This is a genomic window from Occallatibacter gabretensis, assembly GCF_001449115.1.
Taxonomy (GTDB): domain Bacteria; phylum Acidobacteriota; class Terriglobia; order Terriglobales; family Acidobacteriaceae; genus Telmatobacter; species Telmatobacter gabretensis.
The window spans coordinates 1,891,730-1,912,440 of record NZ_LAIJ01000009.1 but is presented as its reverse complement, the minus strand read 5'-3'; the positions used below and the strand labels follow the sequence as shown (position 1 = coordinate 1,912,440).

15 protein-coding genes are annotated in these 20,711 nt (G+C 59.0%); 3 read left to right on the top strand and 12 right to left on the bottom strand.

Features of this window, described 5'->3' with window-relative positions:
• Positions 1 to 2: 2 nt before the first annotated feature.
• Positions 3 to 1,025, bottom strand: coding sequence for a GTPase ObgE (obgE, locus tag VO84_RS14330; protein WP_058188269.1), 1,023 nt, complete (start codon positions 1,023 to 1,025; stop codon positions 3 to 5).
• 244 nt (positions 1,026 to 1,269) lie between these two features.
• Between obgE and VO84_RS14325 the strand changes: the two genes are divergently transcribed.
• Complete coding sequence (locus VO84_RS14325; RefSeq protein WP_082661986.1) at positions 1,270 to 5,148, top strand: carboxypeptidase-like regulatory domain-containing protein; 3,879 nt, start codon at positions 1,270 to 1,272, stop codon at positions 5,146 to 5,148.
• Here VO84_RS14325 and VO84_RS14320 read toward each other — a convergent pair.
• The 11 genes from VO84_RS14320 to VO84_RS14270 all read right to left on the bottom strand — a co-directional run bounded on the left by VO84_RS14320 (position 5,145) and on the right by VO84_RS14270 (position 18,162).
• Complete coding sequence (locus VO84_RS14320; protein WP_058188267.1) at positions 5,145 to 7,865, bottom strand: ComEC/Rec2 family competence protein; 2,721 nt, start codon at positions 7,863 to 7,865, stop codon at positions 5,145 to 5,147. The two genes, VO84_RS14325 and VO84_RS14320, sit on opposite strands and share 4 nt — an antisense overlap.
• A 36-nt stretch (positions 7,866 to 7,901) precedes the next feature.
• Positions 7,902 to 9,194 carry a 23S rRNA (uracil(1939)-C(5))-methyltransferase RlmD gene (gene rlmD / locus VO84_RS14315; protein ID WP_058188266.1) on the bottom strand — a complete coding sequence of 431 codons (1,293 nt, stop codon included), beginning with the start codon at positions 9,192 to 9,194 and terminating at the stop codon, positions 7,902 to 7,904.
• Positions 9,191 to 9,898, bottom strand: a complete 708-nt coding sequence (locus VO84_RS14310; RefSeq protein ID WP_058188265.1) for a hypothetical protein — start codon at positions 9,896 to 9,898, stop codon at positions 9,191 to 9,193. Before VO84_RS14310 ends, rlmD begins: the two co-directional genes overlap by 4 nt.
• Before the next feature lie 10 nt (positions 9,899 to 9,908).
• A complete protein-coding gene (locus VO84_RS14305) occupies positions 9,909 to 10,715 on the bottom strand; it encodes a type III pantothenate kinase (RefSeq protein WP_058188264.1) in 807 nt (268 codons plus the stop codon).
• 28 nt (positions 10,716 to 10,743) lie between these two features.
• Positions 10,744 to 11,532: a biotin--[acetyl-CoA-carboxylase] ligase gene (locus VO84_RS14300; protein WP_058188263.1), complete on the bottom strand. Its 789-nt coding sequence runs from the start codon at positions 11,530 to 11,532 to the stop codon at positions 10,744 to 10,746.
• Between the two features lie 23 nt (positions 11,533 to 11,555).
• Entirely contained in the window at positions 11,556 to 12,440 is an 885-nt protein-coding gene (nadC, locus tag VO84_RS14295) for a carboxylating nicotinate-nucleotide diphosphorylase (protein WP_058188262.1), read from the bottom strand.
• 96 nt (positions 12,441 to 12,536) lie between these two features.
• On the bottom strand, positions 12,537 to 14,042 hold the full coding sequence (gene bamD, locus VO84_RS14290; RefSeq protein WP_058188261.1) for an outer membrane protein assembly factor BamD: 1,506 nt from the start codon (positions 14,040 to 14,042) through the stop codon (positions 12,537 to 12,539).
• A gap of 73 nt (positions 14,043 to 14,115) precedes the next feature.
• Positions 14,116 to 14,784, bottom strand: coding sequence for a ribulose-phosphate 3-epimerase (gene rpe, locus VO84_RS14285; RefSeq protein WP_058188260.1), 669 nt, complete (start codon positions 14,782 to 14,784; stop codon positions 14,116 to 14,118).
• Between the two features lie 66 nt (positions 14,785 to 14,850).
• Entirely contained in the window at positions 14,851 to 15,459 is a 609-nt protein-coding gene (locus VO84_RS14280) for a DUF4126 domain-containing protein (RefSeq protein ID WP_231737942.1), read from the bottom strand.
• A 28-nt stretch (positions 15,460 to 15,487) separates the two neighbouring features.
• On the bottom strand, positions 15,488 to 16,738 hold the full coding sequence (locus VO84_RS14275; protein ID WP_058188259.1) for an excinuclease ABC subunit UvrC: 1,251 nt from the start codon (positions 16,736 to 16,738) through the stop codon (positions 15,488 to 15,490).
• Positions 16,739 to 16,752: 14 nt separating this feature from the next.
• Positions 16,753 to 18,162 carry a TldD/PmbA family protein gene (locus VO84_RS14270; protein WP_058188258.1) on the bottom strand — a complete coding sequence of 470 codons (1,410 nt, stop codon included), beginning with the start codon at positions 18,160 to 18,162 and terminating at the stop codon, positions 16,753 to 16,755.
• 670 nt (positions 18,163 to 18,832) lie between these two features.
• Between VO84_RS14270 and VO84_RS14265 the strand changes: the two genes are divergently transcribed.
• Together VO84_RS14265 and VO84_RS14260 are read left to right on the top strand one after the other, a co-directional pair.
• Entirely contained in the window at positions 18,833 to 19,996 is a 1,164-nt protein-coding gene (locus tag VO84_RS14265; protein WP_157439892.1) for a hypothetical protein, read from the top strand.
• A gap of 14 nt (positions 19,997 to 20,010) precedes the next feature.
• Positions 20,011 to 20,697 (top strand): ankyrin repeat domain-containing protein, encoded by a 687-nt coding sequence (locus tag VO84_RS14260; RefSeq protein ID WP_197414032.1) that lies wholly within the window; start codon positions 20,011 to 20,013, stop codon positions 20,695 to 20,697.
• The last annotated feature ends 14 nt before the right edge of the window (positions 20,698 to 20,711 follow it).

The following is a 20,711-nucleotide window of genomic DNA, read 5'->3' as shown; positions in this document are numbered from 1 at the left end:
GTTTATTCAGGCCGGCGCAGGCGCTTTGCGAGCGCCCACTTGAGATCTTCAATTCCGTGCCCCGTAACCGCCGAGATGGCATGGAACTCGAGTTTCCGGCGCTTGGCGTGTGCGGCGAGCTTTTTCAGCTTTTCAGGATTCGCCACATCAATCTTGGTCGCGACGACGATCATGGGCTTCTTGTCCAGTTTGTTTTCTGGATCGTTGCCAAAGCTTTCCAGTTCCTTGTTGATGACCTTGAAGTCTTCGACGGCATCAAGTCGGCCCGAAGCGTCGGAGACATCGACGAGATGCACCAGTACGCGCGTGCGTTCGATGTGACGCAGGAACTGCACACCGAGTCCCTGGCCGAGATGCGCACCCTCGATGAGTCCCGGAAGATCCGCGACAACGAACGATTCCTGATCCGGCTCCTCGCCCACCGTGACGACGCCGAGATTCGGCTCCAGCGTGGTGAAGGGATAATCGGCAATCTTGGGCTTGGCGGCGGAGATGCGCGAGATCAGGGTGGACTTGCCGGCATTGGGATAGCCGACGAGGCCGACATCGGCCAGCAGCTTCAATTCGAGGCGAAAATTTCGCTCTTCGCCGGTGCGGCCCATCTCATGCTCGCGCGGAGCCTGGTGCGTGGACGTGGCGAAGTGCTGGTTACCACGGCCACCGCGGCCGGCTTTGGCGACGACGACGCGTTCGTCCGGCTGCTGAAAGTCATGGATCAGCTCGCCAGTCTCCTGATCGTAGACTGCAGTGCCGACGGGCACCTGGAGGACGATGTCCTGGCCGTCAGAGCCGGAGCAGTTGGAGCCCATGCCGTGTTCGCCGCGCTGCGCCTTGTGCTCCGGGTTGTAGCGGAAGTGGATGAGCGTGTTGTGGCGCTGCGAGGAGACCATGACAACGTCGCCGCCGCGGCCGCCGTCGCCGCCCGAGGGTCCACCGCGGGGAACGAACTTCTCGCGGCGAAAAGCCATGCAGCCGTTGCCGCCGTCGCCAGCCTTGACACGAATCTTTACTTCATCGATGAACATGGTTTTCCTGCCCTGCGGCTCATTTGAATTGCTCGGGCCGCGCTCACTGTCGGTTCCAGAACGAAAATGCCGTCTTTTCAGTTTACCGGATGCCGGATTCAGAATAAAATCGGAGCAACTTCCCAAAGTAATTCCGGAGCTGGCCTAAAGAGCGGCCCGGCTGTGTGATCTCCCTTCGGTTCTCCATCCCAGAAAGCAAAAATCGCTTTCCGGGAACCCTGGTCTGCCACGCGCGGGATGGTGCATGGCAGTAACACGATTGAAGTGTGTGCGATGGCTGGTGGCAGCGGCGCTGCAAGGCGCGGCGTTGGTGTACGCGCAGACCGCGCCCACGGGCGGCGTGGCGGGCAGGCTCACAGACCTGCACTCAAAGCCAATCGGCGGCGTCACGGTGATTCTCCGCAATACGCTTACTGGTGCTGAGGCATGCGCGACGACTGCGGGGAATGGCGCTTATCGTATCTCCGGACTTGCACCGGGCGAGTACACGCTTGAGGCCGACAGTCCACAGCTTGGGCAGGGACGCGCAAGCGGCATTGAGATCAGTGCGGGATATGAAGCACGAGTTCAGACAGCCGTGCAGTTTGAGGCTGCTCCTGCGTCATCACCTGTTCTGGCTGAATTAGCGCCGCTGATTTCCGCGCCGGTGGCAGCGACTTCCGCTGCGCCTGCATCGCGCATGAATCCCGTAATTGTTTCTGAAGCGCATGAGATCTCCGCAACGCCTGCACCGCCGGTTGAGGCCGCTCTGATCCCGCAGCCGATAACACCACTTAATCCGCAGATGCTCACACTGGCTCCGCATATTGAGTCCGAGGAGGCGCTATCTTCGGCACGAGCCGCGGAAACTGAGACGGTTGCATCGATTGCGAATGCGGCTATTCCGACTGCATCGGCACCTGTGGCGAAGGCAGCTGTAATCCCCGCCGAGCCGGTGGTTTTGGTGGCGAAGGCTGTACCGCCGACTCTGCCGATGATGAGCACCGCTGCACCTGAGCCGCTTGCAGTCGCTTCATTGGAGCCAGGCAATGCGGAGAATGCGCCGGAGATGGCTGCAGCGTCGGAGCACGTGCGTATTGGCTTTGCCAGTCTGACTACAATCCAGGGCGCATTGCGAGGTATCGGCGCGGCAGCTCCGGCTCTCGAAACGCCGTCGATTTCGACTTCGCAGGCGACATTGACTGGCGAGGAGATTCGCTCGCTTCCCGTTGCAGGGCGCGATTGGCGACAGTTCACCCTGGACGCACCGCCTGCTGGAAATCAGCCGAATGGGGCCGAGGGATCGGAGTTTGGCGAGGAAGCACGCGGAGCCAGCCGGATTCTGGTGGACGGAGCCAACACAGGCAAGACCGCCGAAACCACGATGGGACCGGCAGGAAACGAAGCCGCGATTCATGCGGTGGAAGTAGCGGACCAGAGCGCAGCGGGCATGGGGCGCACGAATGTGGAGACACGCAGCGGCGGGCGCGAAATCCACTCGGAAGCCTCTCTCTTTTCTCGCCAGAGCCTTTGGGATGCGCAAAATCCCTTCTCGCAATGGACTCAGCAGACCGCGCCTGCAACGCCTACGACAGTGCCGGTGTTTACGCCGGTTCCCTACACCCCCGCGAATCACGAATTGATCTGGAGCGCGAGCCTGAGCGGCCCGCTGCGGCGGTATCGGATGACATGGTTTGCGGCGGTACAGGGCGAAGAGCGCAGTGATCCCGGCATGGCGACGGTGAAGCATCCGGAGGATTTCTTTGCCCAGCCGGCAAATGACGAAATGCAGGTGCTGAGCGCGCGGCTGGCCCTGAGCAGCACCAACCCTGTGGTTGAGGGGCTATCGGCCTATTCCGCCATGCTTGATACGCTTGCCGGATTGCTCGGTCCCGCGCCGCGCTCAACGAATCACTGGTCGGGCTTTGGGCGCGTCGACTGGAATGCGGCAGAGAGGCACCGCTTCATGCTGGAAGGCAGCGGCTCCCTGCTGGATGCTCCGGGCGGTGGGCTCACACGCGCCGCAGAGAGCTACGGAAGCCACAGCTTTGGCGCACAACACGTAAGCGGCGAGTGGATGCTGGGACGCTGGGAGGCATTTCTGACGCCGAACCTGCTGGCCGTGACGCAAGGCTCCATGGGACGACAGATACTCTCACAGCCAGCTGAGACGCCTTCGCCATTCGAACAGGCATTCAATATCAATACCTGGGGCCAGCTGCCGCAGATCGTCGTGGATTCGCAGTATGGTTTCACGATTGGCAATCCTTCCCGCTTTGGCACGGGGAGCTACCCGGATGAGCATCTCTACGAGGCGCAGGAAGGTGTCGACTGGGTGCATGGCAAGCTCATGGTGCAGGCCGGCTTTGATGTGCGTCACAGCACTGACGCCACGAGCCTGCTGAGGAACCACACGGGCACCTATCACTATTCGCGTATCGAGAATTTTGCCTCAGACGCTCTGGTCTTTGCGCAGTACGGTATCGCTGGAGAACTGAATCCGTACGACCAGCACAACTGCGATGAACGCGGCAAGGCATGGCGCGATGCAAGCGGGCAACTGCATGGGCTTGGTTATCTGCCCTGTTATTCGTGGTACTCGCAGACATTGGGACCGACGGAGTGGAACCTGAGCACAAATGACTGGGCCGGGTTTGCAACGACGCAGTGGCAGGCGGCTAAAACACTTGTGCTGACGGCATCCATGCGCTGGGAACTGGAGCAGATGCCGCCACCGATTGCGCTGGTGAACAATCCAGACCTGCCGCTCACGCAAAGAGTTCCCGGCATGGGTAGTGAGTTTGCACCGCGTATCGGGCTGGCGTGGGGAATACGCGAAAGCCACTGGCCAGTGCTTCAACTGGGATACGGAATGTATTACGGCCGCACGGGAAACTCTGTTCTGGAGGCGGCGCTGACGCAAACTGGATCGCCCAACGGCGATCTGAACTTCTTTCTGCGCCCGACGGACAATCTGCCCGGAGGTACTGGTGGCGCGCCACCGTTTCCGTATGTGCTGGCCGGAGAACCAGGCACGTTTGTGAAACCTGGTGCAGTGGAATTTGCTCAACGATTCCGAAATCCGGAGATTCACCAGGCTGTTGCGGGTCTGGAAGAGACGCTGCCGGGGCGTGTGCGGCTGAGCGTGAGCGCGCAGGCAAGTCTGGCGCGTCGGCTGCCAATTACGCTCGACGAGAACTACGATCCTTCGGTTAACCCCGGAACGCTTACGTATTCGGTGCTTGATGCTATTGGCGCTGGTCCAATCAAGACGCCTACGATTACCGTTCCGTTCTATGCGAGCTGGCCCTCGCCTACGGGCGGCAATGGGCGGCTCAATCCTGGTTATCAGCAGATCGTACAGCTGATGAGCCGAGCCAACTCGACTTACGAAGCGGGCAGTGTGCGGCTTTCGCGTAATGTGGCGAAGGGACTGAGTCTGCACCTGCGTTACACATACGCTCATGCGATGGATTGGAATCCGGATGAAACTGCGCAGGTGTCGGGGCCAAGCGTGCTGGCCCCGAATGATTTTCAGCAGGAGTACGGCACGGGCAACCTGGATATGCGGCATTCTGCTTCAGGCATTGTTTTGTGGGAGGCTCCGTGGAAGCTGAGCGGCATGAGTGGACGGCTGGCGAATGGATGGACGCTTGCAACAACCGGACATTACAACAGTGGATTGCCATACACCATGCGCGTGAGCGGCTCGATTCCGGAGGAATTTCTTTCTTCCGGCGCTGCAATCATCGGTCTCGGCCCCGGCATGAATGGCTATGGCGGAGATAACCGCGTTTATGGAGTGGGACGGAATACCTTCCGCTATCCGGCCACGTGGAAGGCCGATGTGCGACTGGGCAGGCGATTCACGCTGCCGCATGGAAGTGTATTGGAACTGATGGCCGAGAGTTTCAATCTCTTCAATCATCAAAACGTCACCGAGGTGGAAACGACCGGCTATTACATTGAGCCGGGAAGCACATCCGGCGGTCTGCCGACATTGAACTTTATGACAGGGCTCAAGGCTGGCCAGACCGAGTTTGGCCAGCCCCTGAATGTGAACGCTACGGACTTTTATCGTCCGCGGCAGATCGATTTTGGCGTACGGTTCAGGTTCTTCGACCAGCCGGCGGTTGTTCCCTAGGGGACAATTCCGCACTCGGTCTGCGCTATCACATTTTTTCCGTCGAGAGTGAAGCATGTGGCGCCGTGAATATCCGTGCTAAGGGTTTTTACTCCGGCATCCTGTAGCTCCTGCAATATCTCTTCGTGCGGGTGCCCATAGATGTTTTGCAGCCCGCAGGAGATGACTGCCCACTGCGGCGCTACACGCGAGAAAAACTCCGGTGTCGTGGAGGTGTGGCTGCCGTGATGGCCCACTTTGAGCAACGTGCTGGCGAGCAAATCCGGCTGCAGCAACATGGCGCGTTCTTCCGGCGCTTCCGCGTCTCCGGCGAGCAGTACTGAGGTGGCGCCATAAGCCACTCTGAGGACCAGGGAATCGTTATTCGACGGCTCGTCGGAAGGCTGATAGTCCGCCTGCGGAGCAAGTACGCGAACCTGAGCCGCACCTAGCAGCATTTCATCGCCCGCATGTAGCTGCCGTATGCGGATGTGCAGCTCTGCGGCTTCCTTCAGCAGCGCGTCGTACTCCGGCCCATGGGGATTGTTGCCGACCCATAACTCATCAGGATGAAAATTCCGCAGCACGGCGGAAAGCCCGCTGATGTGATCCGCGTGTGCGTGGGTAAGCGCCACCGCGTCAAGCTTTCGTATGCCACGCGCCCAGAGTACCGGCGACACAACCTCTTCGCCGATGTCGATCGGTTGCGCGGCGTGGGACATGCTTGCGCCAAAGGCTCCGCCAAAACCGCCGCCATCTTCCAGAAGCGTTTTGCCGTCAGGCGTAATGAGCAACAGAGAATCGCCCTGGCCCACATCGATGGCTTCCATCAGCAGCGCTTTTGGAGGATGCTGAATGGCGCGCGGAACAACAGCGAAGAAAGCTGCTGCAACTATTGCTGCCCAGACGTGCGCGATCCATGCGCTACCGCGCCGCCTGCGACTCCACGATGCGAGCGCGAGCGCCAGCACCAGAAATGCACAAAATGCCGCCACCTGCCACGCCTGCGGAGTGGCAATGCGCCAATCGCCCAGCGGAAATGCGCCGAAGAAATGTACGATGCCGACGCCAATATGCAGCAGCGGCGCGGTGGCCGCAGCGGGGATAGAGGCTATGCCAGGTCCTGCGATCAATGCGGCCCACGTTAGCATCGCCAGCGGTACCAGTATCACAAGAAGCGGCAGAGTGAGGAGATTCACCGGCAACGCAAACAGGGTGACGCGATGAAAATACACGGCCATGGGAAGCGCCATGGCAAGCTCTACGATTGCTGTGACGGTTAGCATCTCTGCAACTCGCAGTGTTGTACTGACGGCCCACGGAAAGATAGTCCACCCAATCCATTTGCCTGCCAAGCGTTGCAGCTGAGTGGCAAACATACGCAGAATGACGCGATACTGCGCAAGATTAGGCGAGGACCTGGCATCGAGGACGACGGCGCGAAGATCTTCGGTTGCGATGCGGTATGGCTCGATTGTCGTCCGCAGGATTGGCGCAGCGATGCCGCCGATTGAGATTACCGCAAGTAATGTCATTTGAAAGCTGGCTTCAAAGAGGCTGTGCGGGCTTGCCGCGAGCATGATGAGAGCGGCAAAGCCGATGGTGTTCAATCCGCTGCGGTCCCGAAAGAAGAGCCTGCCCACCAAATAGAGGCTTACCATCCACAGGGAGCGCTGCACCGGCGCAGCAAAACCTGTAAAGAGCGCGTATGCACATGCCGTCGCAATTGTCAGCAGTGTGGCAGGGATGCGCGGAGTTCGCAGTTTGCGCGCAAGCCAGAAAATAAAGCCTGCAACCAAACCCAGATGCAGCCCGGAGACCACCAGCATATGAAAGGAACCTGTGCGCTCAAAGCCCGCGCGCAGAGAAGGGGCGAGCAGGGTGCGGTCTCCGGTGATCATAGCTGTCAGAAGAATCGCGTCGTTGTCACTCAGCCGAAGCAGAGTGGGAAAGTTATGCGTGGCCGCGGGCAACGCGAGCAGACGCGCGCTGGATTCATGCTGCCACTGGCTCAGGTGGCAGGAAAAGAAATTATCCGGCGCCACACCTAGCCGCTCCACGTGCTCGATACTCACGGATGCTGTCGATGTGATGCCCTGGTCGAGTAAATATTCCTGACGGCTCCATGTGCCTGGATCGCGATAGACTTCGGGCGGGCTAAGGCGTGCCAGCGCGCGAACGCGCTCGCCACAATGGAAGGTCTGCGGGGGAAGCGACGCAATATCAGGCCAGCGGACGGTGAGACGCACGCCGCCTGACTCGGGCCGTTGCACATCCTGCGTATCATCGACAATTTCCAACGAAGTTACGCGCAGATCAATGCGTTGCGAGGGAGCACTCGATGCGGAGCCGCTCTCACTTTGCAGAGCTTCCGTACGAAGCATGCCGACATCGGTGACATCTCCCTCTACGGTACGCAACAACTTATCCGAGGCATTGAGCAGATCAGGCGCTGGCGCAGGTGCCGGCTGCATCTGCGCGCACCATAGGCCCAGTAGAATCCAAAGCGCACTGAGGGTGAGCCAACGGAGACGTAGCGCGGTAAATGCGACCCACGCACAGAGCGCCATCATAGTCAGTAGTCCAACAAGCAGGATGCCAGGGCGCAACCATGTTACGCGACTGCATGCGATACCGGCGGCAAAGAGCCACGCCGCATGAAAGAGCGGTGTGCCGGTATGCGGCGAAGCACGCGATACGGCAGCAGGCTGGCCGGAGATGGGGGAGTCCGGTGGCATGGCGCTGAATGAAAAGAATTCTTGCTCTTGAGGCTATCAGAGATGCCGCAGGCGGACCACGGTTTCCAGATGAAATGTCTGCGGAAAGAGATCGGCCAGGGCGACGGATTCCATCGTGTAGCCCGACGCTATCAATGCGCGCAGATCGCGCGTGAGCGTGGTTGGATCACAGGAGACATACACGATGGATGGCGCTGCGATACGAGCGAGCTCAGCGGTAACCTCTGCGCCCAGTCCTGCGCGCGGGGGATCGACGACGATGAGATCGGGGCGTGTTGTACTGCGATTCCGACGGAGAAAATCGAGGGTACTGGAGCGGACAGCTTCGCTTGCGGTTCCAGCAAGATTCGCCTGCAGGGCTTGTGTGGAAGATGGTGCGGATTCGACAGCGACGACCTGCTTAAACCGTGACGTGAGCTGACGCGCAAAGAGGCCCACGCCTGCGAAGAGATCCCAGGCAAGTTTGCCACTCTGGCCATTCACGACTCGATCTGCCAGTGCATCCACCAGACGGCGATTCACCTGAAAAAATGCGCCGTGATCGACACGATAGGCAAAGCCAGCCGCATTGTAAGAAAGCGACTCCGTGCCCCAACTCGCAAGCACGCGAGGCGGTAGCGACGCGGTGCCTGCAATGGCAAGCTCGACGCCTGTGAGCTCAGGAATCTGCTCCTTCAGTACTGCGATGAACTGGTCCAGATGCAACCTTGCCGGCGCAGGGAGGACTACCGTTACGAGAAGCTCCGTTTCTTCTGCATTGCAGAAGAGCGCGATCTCACTGACACGCGGCTTCGGCTGCATAGCACGCAGGATCTCTGCTGAGGCTAGGGCGGCGCGAACCAGTGACGGTGCGGCGATCGGACACTCTTTTATGGGAACGATGGCGTGCGAGCTGTGCGCGCGATAACCAGGCCTGCCTGACGCGTCAAAAGCCAGCCGTATGCGATTGCGATAGGCCCACGGCTCGCCTGCAAGCACATCGATCTGCTCCGAAGCAGATACGCCGCCACGAGCAAATGTCTCGCGTAGAATCTCCTGCTTGTAGCGAAGTTGTGCGGCATAATCCGCGTGCTGATAGTGACATCCGCCGCAGGGGCCAAAGTGCGGACATTTCGGCTGCACGCGCTCTGGCACCGCGGAGATAATTTCATCCACTTCTGCCGTCACATAGCCGCGCTTGCTCTTGTCCTGCACGATGCGAATACGTGCCTCTTCGCCGGGTAACGCCATCGGGACAAAGATCGCTTTTCCCGCCTCGCGCGCAAGAAACGAGCCGCCGTAGATCGGCTTTTCGATATGGACAAGCTGAGTGGAATCTGAAGGCTTCATTGCTGACTCATGTAAAAAAGGCTAAGCCGTGGAAAGTTATAGTGTGCCAGCAGCTGTTTCTGCGTGAATTGCCGCTCCACCTGCCGCAACTGTACTGCACCCATGCGGCTACGATACGGCGCAAGTTCGCGCGAGGCTTGTTCTTTCAGGCCGACGAGCAATTCTTCCGGCGCGGCGGCCATGAGCGCTGCAAAGAATTTTTCTTCGAGCACGATAAGCGTACGCTCGAGCGATTCCATATCGAATTTTGTGCCGTCTTCCGCGTGAAGCACTGAGGCTAACTCGCGGAGCCGCGTGGCAGTGGATTGAGCGGCTTCCGGAGTGATATGCGGTGCCTGATACACGTCGGCGACGGATTCCAGATGCGCTATAACCCGCTCGCGTTCAAAACCGGATTCAGCTTCAGCCGCAAATGTTTCGCTATTTGTGCCTGCCGCAGCTTCGCGCGATTCTTCAGCGGCTTCCATGACGGCCTGGGCGCACCATGCCAGGCCATTGATGCGCCGCACTCGTCCGCGCGCCTGACGAGTTTCATATTTGTCGAAAGCTGCGTCAATGCCGCGCAGCACTGAGTCGAGGGGAATGCCGGCTTCGCGCCAGGTTTCAATCAGCGCCCAGTCGAGCGTGGATAACAGGAGCAGCGATCCGCGACGCTTTTGAAAGCGCTCCTCAATCTCAGTGAAGTAATTGAAATAGTTGCGCACTGCATGCGCCTCAGTGCGCGCGCGGGCGGGGGCGCGCCGTGCGATTACGCTCAAAGAGAATCTTGAGCCCGTCGAGGGTGAGCATGTCATCAATCTGCGTAATGAAGCGTGAGTCTTCGCTGATCTGACGGGCAAGGCCCCCGGTGGCGATTACCTTCGCCTCTGTGCCAAGCTCTGCAATCATGCGATCGAGAATGCCATCCACCAGACCGATGTAGCCGTAATACAGCCCGCTCTGCAGATGCGTCACTGTGTTGGTGCCGATGACCTTTACTGGACGCTTGATGTCCACGCGGCCCAGCCGCGCTGCGCGCGCAAAGAGCGCATCCGCGCTGATACCAAGGCCAGGCGAGATGGCTCCGCCAAGATACTCTCCCTTGGCCGAAATCACGTCGAAAGTTGTTGCAGTGCCGAAATCGACGACGATACACGGGCCGCCATAGCGCTCGAATGCGGCAATCGCATTGACGAGCCGGTCGGCTCCCAGTTCTGCGGGATTGTCCACCAGAACAGGCATTCCGGTCTTGATGCCGGGTTCCACAAAAAGCGGCTTCAGATGAAAATACCGCTCACAGACGCGCCGCAAGGTGCTTTCCACAGGCGGCACTACGGACGAGATCATGATGTGCTTCACCACGTCCACGCTCAGGCCGCTCATGGTGAAGAGATTCACGAAGAGAACGCCGTATTCATCTGCTGTCTGCGTGCGATGTGTTGTGACGCGCCAGTGAGCTGCCAACTCGCCGGCCTTTTCATCTTCCAGGCGATAGAGGCCCAGTACCGTGTTGGTGTTTCCCACATCGAGAGCAAGCAGCATTTCCGTGTCTCCCTAAAATCTGCGTGCTTCAAGCGGAGCGAATGCCGCCGGTTTGCACGCGCACAAGTCCATTCTCGCCGCGAACGAGCAAAAAGCCGTTGCCGTCCAGCCCTTCTGTCATGCCCACACAAGCCTGCGGACCGTGCACTTCCACGCGCCGTCCGCGCACCCATGTCGAAGCCTGCTCCACACGTGAGGGAATCGTTGCGGCACCGGCAGAATCGAGCAGTGCAAGCGCCTCGCGCTCCAGCGATTCTAGCAGGGCGACAAGCAGCTCCTGCCTGCTGATATAACGGCCTGATTCAAGATCCAGCGATGTGGCAGGTGTAGCCAATCCAGGTTGAAAGCGGCTCTGATGCACGTTGATACCGATGCCGATTACGGCGTAGCTCAATGTGGCAGCGCCTGGGGTGTTTTCTGTCTGGGCTTCGGCAAGAATGCCGCCGGTCTTGCGCTCATCGAGGAGCAGATCATTCGGCCAGCGCAAATCGACGGCGAGCCCACTGACAGCGCGAATGGCCTCAGCGGCGGCCAGTCCTGCAGCAAGTGGCAGCAGTGGCAGGCGCTCGACAGGGAGCGCAAGCCGAAAGAGCACACTCACATATATGCCTTGTGCTGCGACCGAGAGCCATGCGTGATCGCCACGTCCGCGTCCGGCTGTCTGCTCATCGGCAAAGTAAACGGAGCCATGCGGAGCACCGCTGCGTGCAGCAGCTAATGCGTCTGTGTTGGTGGAACCAGTGACCGGAGCGTAGTGAAGCTTGCCGGCATAGATGGAAGCTGCGAGCGAGGCATCGAGCGCGGGGAGATCGTACATAGGGCCTGTTTACGCTCCTGAGATTACTCCGCCACGATGCTCATAGAAATATCCGCGGCTATGGCGGAGTGCGTGAGCGCACCGACGCTGATGAAGTCGACGCCGGTCTCTGCGTAGGCGCGAATGTTTTCGAGCACGATGCCTCCAGAGGCTTCGGTCGGAATCCAGCGATTTTCCGTCTTGATGCGATCGACGCAGTCCTTCACCTGCGCCGGCGTCATGTTGTCGAGAAGAAGCGCCTCCGCACCGCCTTCAAGAGCTTCATTCAGCTCACGCACGTTGCGCACTTCCACTTGTACACGCTGTGTGCCTTCGCGCTTTTCAAGGGCATTGCGCAAAGCTACGGGCAGACCGCCGCCAAGCGAGATGTGATTGTTCTTGATAAGTATTCCGCTTGCCAGATCGAGCCGGTGATTGGTGCCTCCGCCGCAAAGCACTGCATACTTCTCCAGCGCGCGCAGGCCTGGCACGGTTTTGCGCGTGTCGAGCACACGGGCGTTCGTACCTTTAATTTCGTCCACAAAACGGCGCGTGTTGGTGGCAATGCCGCTGAGATGCTGCATGAAGTTCAGAATGACCCGTTCACAACTAAGCAGCACCCGCGCATTGTGACGGATGACGGCCAACACCTGGCCCTTCTTGACGCGCACGCCATCGAATATCTCCGGATGGCTTACTACCTCAAAGCGCGTTTGTGCCTGCGGGCGTCGATCCAACCGCGTGAGGATTTCAAGGATGCGCGGCACGGCGCCAAGGCCGCAAACAACCAGATCCTGCCTGGCAAGAATAGATGCTGAGGCACGCAGATTGGGATCAATGGTGAGATTTGTCGTCAGGTCGCCTGCTGCCCTGTCTTCTACCAGGGCCTGCTCCAGCACGGCGTCGATGCGGCTGCTCTTCCAATCCATGTTTGTTCAATTCACAATGAAATTCCTGTTGCGCTCAACAGGTAAGGGCCGCGTTACATAAGAAACGCGGCCCTTAAAGCATTAGAGCAAATTCGCTTAGAAGGGATTCAGCTTGGCAAGACCCTTCTTTTTCTTCTTCTTGCTTGAGGACTCGTCGCCCAAATCCGTCTTGGGCTTCTTCGACATGTCCTTTCTATTGGCGCTCTGAGCTGGCGTCTGCTGTGCCGTTCCGGGCTTGATTTCGTTTACCTGCGCCGGAGCAGTTGCCGGAGCTTCTGCCGCCGGGATATTTCCAGAGTTGTCAGGAACAACAGGCTTGACCAGCGCATTACTAGGATCCGCTGCTACGCCGGAAGGCGCATTCAGAATCTGCACCCCTACGCCGGAGCCACCCGGCGCGCCACCACCCTGCAAAGGAGCGGCGGAAGGCTGATCGCTGCGCGGAGGCTCATTGGGGCCGGTGGGCGTTGCGGCTGTTGCTTCGGCTGCGGGCTTGCCGACGTTGCGTGCTTCTGTAATGAGAGCGATATTTTCCTTGGTGATATCCGGAGCCAGCGTGCGCTTGGGTGTTTCAAGAGTCGGATCGCCTACGTGTGCTGCTTCGACCGTTATGGGACCGTGCTTAATGATGTCCAGCGTGCGATCGGTGAAGTGAATCGGCTGACGGCTGGCTTCTTCGGCCTCGCTCTCAGCAATTGCATCCTTGGTCGGCTCGGGTACCGGGCGGTTCATTGCAACCAAGCGATCCTTTGCGTCTTCCACGCGCGGAGCCATAGGATACTTCGTGATCACCTTGTCGTAAGCGGCTGCGGCCTTATCCAAATACAGTGAGGCCAGACGCTCGCGCATTGCGCCAGGCATCGCCGTTAACCCGCGGTAAATTTTTGCTTCCCCGGCATAAGCATCGCCAATGGTCAGCATGGCCAGATCGCTCTTGGAATAGAGCGGATATGCGTCTACTACCGTCTGCAGGCGCGCGATCGTCGCCGGGAAATCCTCGCGGCTGCTGTAATAAAGGCCAATCTGCATCTCGCGTTCGCCCAGAACTTCCTGCACGTTGCGCAGCTTCTGCTTGGCGCGCGGGATCAGCGTGGAATCCGGGAACAGGTTGATCATCTGGCGGTAAGCTTTTTCAGCTTCGAGTGCATTCGTGAAGTCGCGGTCTGGCTTCTCCATCTGCTGGTAGTAGATGTCACCCACTTTCATCTGCGCTTCGGCGGCTTCAGGCGCATCCGGGAAGAAGGTGATGAAGTCCTTATACTCGGCCTCGGCCTGCGTCAGCGCCGCTGTGCCGCCTTCCTTGAACCAGGTATCGCCCACGGCCAGCTTGGCACGCATGCGGTACTCGGAGTCCGGATAGGTATTCAGCATAGTCTGCAGATCCAGCCGCGCCACGTCGAACTTGCCCTTCTTCATAGCGGCCATCGCCTTGTCGAAGAGTTCCTTATCCGGCTGCTTGGAATTCACGTTTGCCAGCGGATTGGCGCTTAGATCCTGATCTTTCTTTTGCTTGGGCTTCTGGTCGCTTGCAAAGGCAAGCACGCCTGGTACGACGAGGGCGGCCAGCGCGGCCGCGACAATCCTGTTGGACAACCGGTTCATAACACCTCTTTGCAGCAGAGCATTCCTTCCGCTCCGCCTCATTTCATCCGATAATTCCGGGGAAAACTGAATCTTACTCACCCGCAGCCTTGCGCGCCACTGCCAGCAGCGCCCGGGCATCCTCTTCCGCCCTGCCTGCGCCGAAAACAGCATTGCCTGCGACCAACAGCTCCGCACCCGCTTGGACGACCCGCTCCACCGTATCGTGAGCCACGCCGCCGTCAACTTCAATCTTAAATGCCAGCCCCAGCTCTTTGCGCAGCTCGGCCAAATGCCGGATTTTATCCAGCGAAAACTCTATGAATTTTTGCCCGCCAAAGCCCGGATTGACACTCATGATGAGGACGTGATGCAGCATGGGCAGGATGTCGCGGATCAGGTCCACGCGCGTGGCCGGGTTGAGCACCACGGCGGGCTTCATTCCGTGGTCCTCAATTAACTGGATGGTTCGGTGCAGGTGCCGACACGCCTCAAAATGCACGCTCACCCAATCCGCGCCGGCATCGGCAAAGGCGGGGATGAACTCGTCTGGGTTTTCGATCATCAGGTGGCAATCGAGCGGCAGTTTGGTGTGCTTCCGGATGCTGGCCACTACCGGCGGGCCGATCGTAATGTTGGGGACAAAATGCCCGTCCATCACATCAACATGGATGACAGTGCCGCCGCCGCGCTCTGCTGCGGCAATTTCGTCCGCGAGCCGGGCAAAGTCGGCAGAAAGAATGGATGGCAGCAGTTCAACCATGTTTCGGAATCAAGACTCCCTGGAATGCCTGTTCAGAAGCTCAGTGTATCAAGCCAATTCTACAGTTCATTGTGCAAAGACGTGCTCGGCGCCGCGAAAGAGACTCTTCAGCGCCTTCCAGATGAGCCGGATGAGCAGAATGGTTACAACCACGCCGGCGAGCGCAATGCCACCCGCGACGTATGGATGCGCCGTGGCGAGCCAGGTGAGCCCTACTGCGCCTATATCCTCGACCGAGCTGAGGGCAATGTTGGAAAGCGGCTCGGGCGAGGGTGTGACTGCGGCGCGAACAGCAGTTTTACCGCCGTGCGCGGCGAGGGCGATGGTTCCACCGATGACGGCGGCTGCGGCTTGTTCGAGGGGCGATAGGCCTGCACTTGCCTGATACGCCAGCAGGGCGGCTACCGGGACGCGAATGAAGGTGTGCAGCGCATTCCAGACGAGGTCGAAGGCCGGGACCTTGTCCGCAAAGAATTCGACGGCGAAGAGAGCGGCGGCTGCGCCGATGATCCACCAGCTGCCGAGCAGTTGCAGCGAGGGCGGCAAGGCCAGCCAGTGCGTGTGCGCGAGCAGGCCCAGCGTGGCCACGGTGGCATACACGTTCAGCCCAGCGGCAAAGGAGACCGCGATGAGCAGGGCGACGAGTTCCTGAGGGGGAATGGCCAAAACACTCACGGAGCAAGTATAGGCGTAGACGTCGCCACTAAGAAGATTTTGCCGCAGCGAGACTTTTGGCTGCTACGCGGCCGATGCTGCGCAGCATGGCTTTGATGGGCCAGTGCCCTTCGGCGTCGGGGAAACATATTTCTCCCGGACGCTTGACCTCCGGGCGGTAATACCAGCGCTTCAGCAAAGCCAGATGGCCCTGACGAGTTGTGACGTCAGGTTGCGCCGAGGGCACGGCAAGTTGCGTCAGGATGGTCTGCATGCGCTCTTCCAGCATGTTGCGCGCCACCAGCGGCGAGGCAGGGCCTTCGGAGGAGTTTTCAGGGATGGCGGCAAGCGCCATGGGCTGGGCGAAGAGTGAGCTGGAGCCAGACTGCTCGTTCTGAATTCGCATTCCTAGTGTTGAAAATGCGGCTGGTCCGCATAGCTGGCCCTGGTTGAAGAGAAAGACTGCTACCTCGTCGGGCTGCGCCGATTCCTGAAGGATGACGGCGCTCAGCTGGTCTAGCGGCTTTACCAATTCCGGGGCAAGGGCGCGGACGCTTTCGACCTTCTGCACTTGTGCGTGCATGGCTGCCGCGGACTCAAACTCGAGATTTGCCGAAGCTGCGTCGCGCTGCGTTTTTAGAGTCACCAGCTTGCTTTCGCCGCGGGTGGCGAGGAATTTTTCTACCTCGTTGGATTCCTCGGCGTAACGTTCATCGCTGCAGCCCTTGTAGCAGGGCGCGAGACACATCTTCATCTCCGAGTAGACGCAGCCGGGATGACTGGGATCAGGGTTCAGGTCGTCTGTGCAGCGGCGCAGGAGAAAGAGCTTCAGCATTTCGTCGGCGAAGCGCTCCGCTGCTGCTCGCGATGCGAACGGGCCGTAAGACCATTCGGCCTCACGCAGGCTGGGACGGTTGGTTATGGTTACGCGAGGATACGGATTGCCGCCGAGAAACCGCACAAAGGCCGGCATGCGTAAATGCATCCTCTCCAAGGCCTTTGGCCCATATACCTTTTGGATGAGTTCAAACTGGATCAGCAGGGCCTCAAAGTCTGATCCTGTCGCGCGCCATGCGATTTGGCGCACCCGGCTGGCGAGCTGCAGTCGCCTGGGATGGCTTGGCGATGGAATGAGCAACCGCTCCAGGCGTCCGCGAAGGTTCGGTGTGCGACCGATGTAGGGCTCGGCGTGAGCGGCTTCCCCATAGAGCGCGAAGACTGCAGCCTCGCGGGGAAGCTCACCGAGCGCTGCTCTGGGCTCGGCGGGATCGAACGGAATAGATTGGAATTCAGGCTGCACGAATCTAGTCTGACTTATGCGCCTGCGAGTGTCATGCCGTCAATGCGCAGGGTGGGCGCGGCGACTGAACTGCGGAAGACGAGATCGTTGCCGATGGCGGAGATGTTTTGCAACATTTCGGCCAGATTTCCGGCTATTGTTACCTCTTCTACGGCATGGGTCAGCTCGCCGTTTTCAATCCATAGACCGGTTACTCCGCGCGAGTAGTCACCGGTTACAAGGTTGACGCCCTGGCCCATCAGGCCGGTCACATAGAGGCCCTTCGGGATTGCGGCGATGATGGACTCCGGGGTCTGCGTTCCGGGCTCCATATAGAGGTTTCCTGAGCCGATGCCGGGCGTCCCGGCAAGTCCGCGCGCCGCGTTGTGCGTGGATTTCATGCCGAGCTTGCGCGCTGTGTACGTGTTGAGCAGATAGCTCCGCAGGGTGCCGTCCTCGACGATAACGGTCCGTCGCGTTGGCAGGCCCTCATCGTCAAATGGCGAGGTGCCGAAGGCAGCCACGCCGCTGGGGAAGACCATGATGTTGTCGTCGACGATGGTGAGGCTCGATGCGGCGATTGCCTGGCCCAGCTTGCCGGCGAGGAACGAGGCGCTGCGCCAGACGGAATCTCCCGATGCGGCGTCAAAGACGGAACCGATCAACGACCGCGCTACTTCTGAAGCAAAGACAATTGGCACCTGCTGCGTGGGCATGCGCCGTGCGCCGAGGCGGCGCAGAGTACGGCGGGCAGCCTCGCGGCCTACGGATTCCGGTGATTCAAGATCGATGAGACGGCGCGCGCTTGAATGCCAGAAATCGCGCTGCATCTGGCCGTTTTCATCTTTTGCCAGAGGCACAACTGAAACGCCTGCATAGCTGGAGCGATAACTCCCTACGAAGCCGCGTGAGTTGGCGAGGACCTTGCGGCCGGTGGATGCATTGAAGCTGGCGCCATTGGAATTGGTAATACGCTTGTCGTACGCGAGCGCTGAGGACTCGGCCGATCGGGCCATCTCGATGCGCTGCTCATTGGGCAGTGAGTAGACATCCTCGAAGTAAAGGCGCAGGTCGTCTCCATTTGGGCCCGGTGTCGTGCCAAACTCGCTTGTCTCAGGCAGGCCGGTGAACGGGTCTTCCTCCGTGATGTGTGCCAGTGCCACTGCGCCTTCAACGAGCTGGCGGATTCCGTCAGCCGTCAGGTCGCTGGTGGAGGCTGATGCTGACCGCTTGCCGAAGAGCACGCGCAGTCCGAGCGCCCGCGAGCCTGATTCCGTCAGCGTCTCCACCTGGCCCATGCGAACGTCCACGCTGAACTCGTCGCCTTCGCGTGCTACGGCTTCGGCGTCGCTTGCGCCGGCCTTCATCGCCATTGCTACGACGTCAGAGGCTAGCGACTCGAGATCGAGGTCAGTATGTTCCGATTGTGAAACTACTTCTGGCATGATTTGAAGCTATCAAATGCGGCGTTACGAGCGGTGACTCTCTCGCCGATGTGGGAGTTACCAGATAATTAACAGAAGCAGGTTACCAAATTTATAAAAAAAATTTGCACATTTGCCTGCAAGTTTTTGATTTCTATTATACTTATGGACGAAAATGGGGGCGCCCGGAGGTGTTCGCCTTGACTTCCCCTATGCCATATAAATCAATACGTTACGAGGTTCCGCAGATTAACTACTGCTATCCTTCCGGCTTGCTGGTTGCAAATTCATTTTTGAAGACAGCGTGGGACGGTTCGGTTTTGCACCAACCCTGGTGCAGAGGGGATGGGGGAGGGGTACCGTACCGTCCCTTCACAAGACGGCCCGAATCCCTGAGGATTCGGGCCGTCTTTTTGCTGCTGATTATGAGTGTGGCACAAATGCCCCTAATTGCACGCAAAGTTTCTTTAGGAGCGGGACGGTACGAAAGGACTATAGACCAAAGTAATGCTTGCCGAGTCAGTTTGAATAAAATCTTCCCTCATGGCTAAAGCCCCCTTGATTCAGCGCATTTGATGTACGGGCTGAAGACCCTTCAAAGTGAAACATCGCCGATTTCCAACGCGGCTGCGCAAATCTGTTATCGTGGTGGGCGCGGTTGGTTAGAGTCCTTTGCTGCAGAGCGGTGATTTTGAGGTTTCGAGCATCCATTCTGATTCTTCTGTTGGCCGCGCTGAGTGCGGCGGTGACGGCTCAGGGCATCTCCGCACGCACGCAGGCGCCTATCCCCGTGAGTGAGCTGCGGCAAAAGCTTGCGGATGCCTTGTTGGCTCATCCCAGCCAAGGCGCGGACCCGGTTGCGAAGCTTGAGGATGACAATGTGGCAACCGAGATCAACCAGTTCCAACTCTCAGAACGGCTTACCTCTGTAACGCTGGCAGACATTGAGGCAAAGAACACAGTGGGGCCACATGCAAAGCAGGCGCTGCAGTTGCTTGCAGATCGCTCCGCACTGCTTAATCCGCCGGCCAGCGAGTTGCCAGATATGCCGCCGCCCGATGCGAGCCATCAGCAGCAGATGCTGGAAGAAGCGCGCGTTTACGTTGCACAGACACTTGCGCGTCTTCCGAATTTCTTTGCAACGCGGGCGACGGAAAGGTATTACGGCATTCCTCCGGGATTGAATGAACTCAGCCGGCCGGTGATGGTCGGCCTGCTTCCACGCGGGAAGTACAGCCGGGAGATCACCTTTCGTGACGGAAAAGAGCTGATCGATCCGATGAAGAATTCTCAGGGCCAGCAAACGGCGCTATCGCTTGGCCTGGAAAGCTCGGGAGAGTTTGGACCGGAGCCTGCAGTGGTTCTGACTGACGTGACCTCGGACACCATCGCGTTCGATCACTGGGAAAAAGGTCTGACGGGCGCGAGTGCTGTTTTTCGATATTCGGTGCCGCAGCAGGAATCGCATTTCGACGTGAATTATGCCTGTCTTGGAAAATCGACCTTTCACGGCCAACCTGCATACCATGGAACAATTGCGCTTGACCCCGCATCGGGCACGGTTTTGCGCGTCACCATTGAGGCGGACTCGAACACTGACGACCCGCTATCGCACATTGCTTCCGTGGTGGAGTACGGTCCGGTGGAGATTGGTGGAAAGGTCTATAACTGCCCGATCCGCAGCCTGGCCTTCAGCGTGGTTGGATTCAACGACTGCACGCAGCAGACGCACAGCATCAGCACTGTGAAACGCATGTATCTGAATCGGACTACATTTACCGACTACCACAGGCTTGGTTCCACATGGAGAATCGTCCCGGACACTGCCGCTGGCGCAGAGACGCCGCAGCCGTAAATGCCATGTGCCGATTGACCCGGACTGCTGCCCGATGCATTCCCGTTTCAGTAGTGCTGGTATTCCTGCTGGCTGTGAGTGAGGCTGCGCTTGCCGGCCCGATCCACAAGGCGGCGCGGAAGGGCGACCAGGCGACGGTGATTGCGTTGCTCAAGCAGAATCCCGACCTGGTTTCAAGCAGAGATAGCCTGGGTTACACGCCCCTGCATCTGGCGGCTAAATACGACCGGCCGGAGATTGTGGCGCTGCTGCTGGCCAACGGCGCGGATGTAAACGCACAGTCAGACGTGAGATACGTAACAGAGTACGGAGGAATGTCCCACTATGGAGAATCGCCTCTTACGCTTGCCCTTCAGTCTTACTACCACAAGGAGGTGGTGGAACTGCTGGTGACGCATGGAGCCGATGTAAATGTGGAGCTAAGCAATGCCAATACGCCGCTCTCGCTCGCTATTGACCGGAATCTTCCGTACGATGTGCAGGTGCTGCTGGCTAATGGCGCGAATCCGGACTATACGATCTTTAACGGACAAACTGCGGTGCACCGGGCGGTGCTGGGGCGCAAGATTGAGATTTTAAAGATACTGCTGGATTTCGGCGCAGACCCGAATGCTCAGGACCTGGCGCACCATCCTCCGATGTTCTATGCGGACAATGGGAAGATCGTCACTATTCTGCAGGCACATGGCGGGCATAAGTAATGCATGGTTGCGCA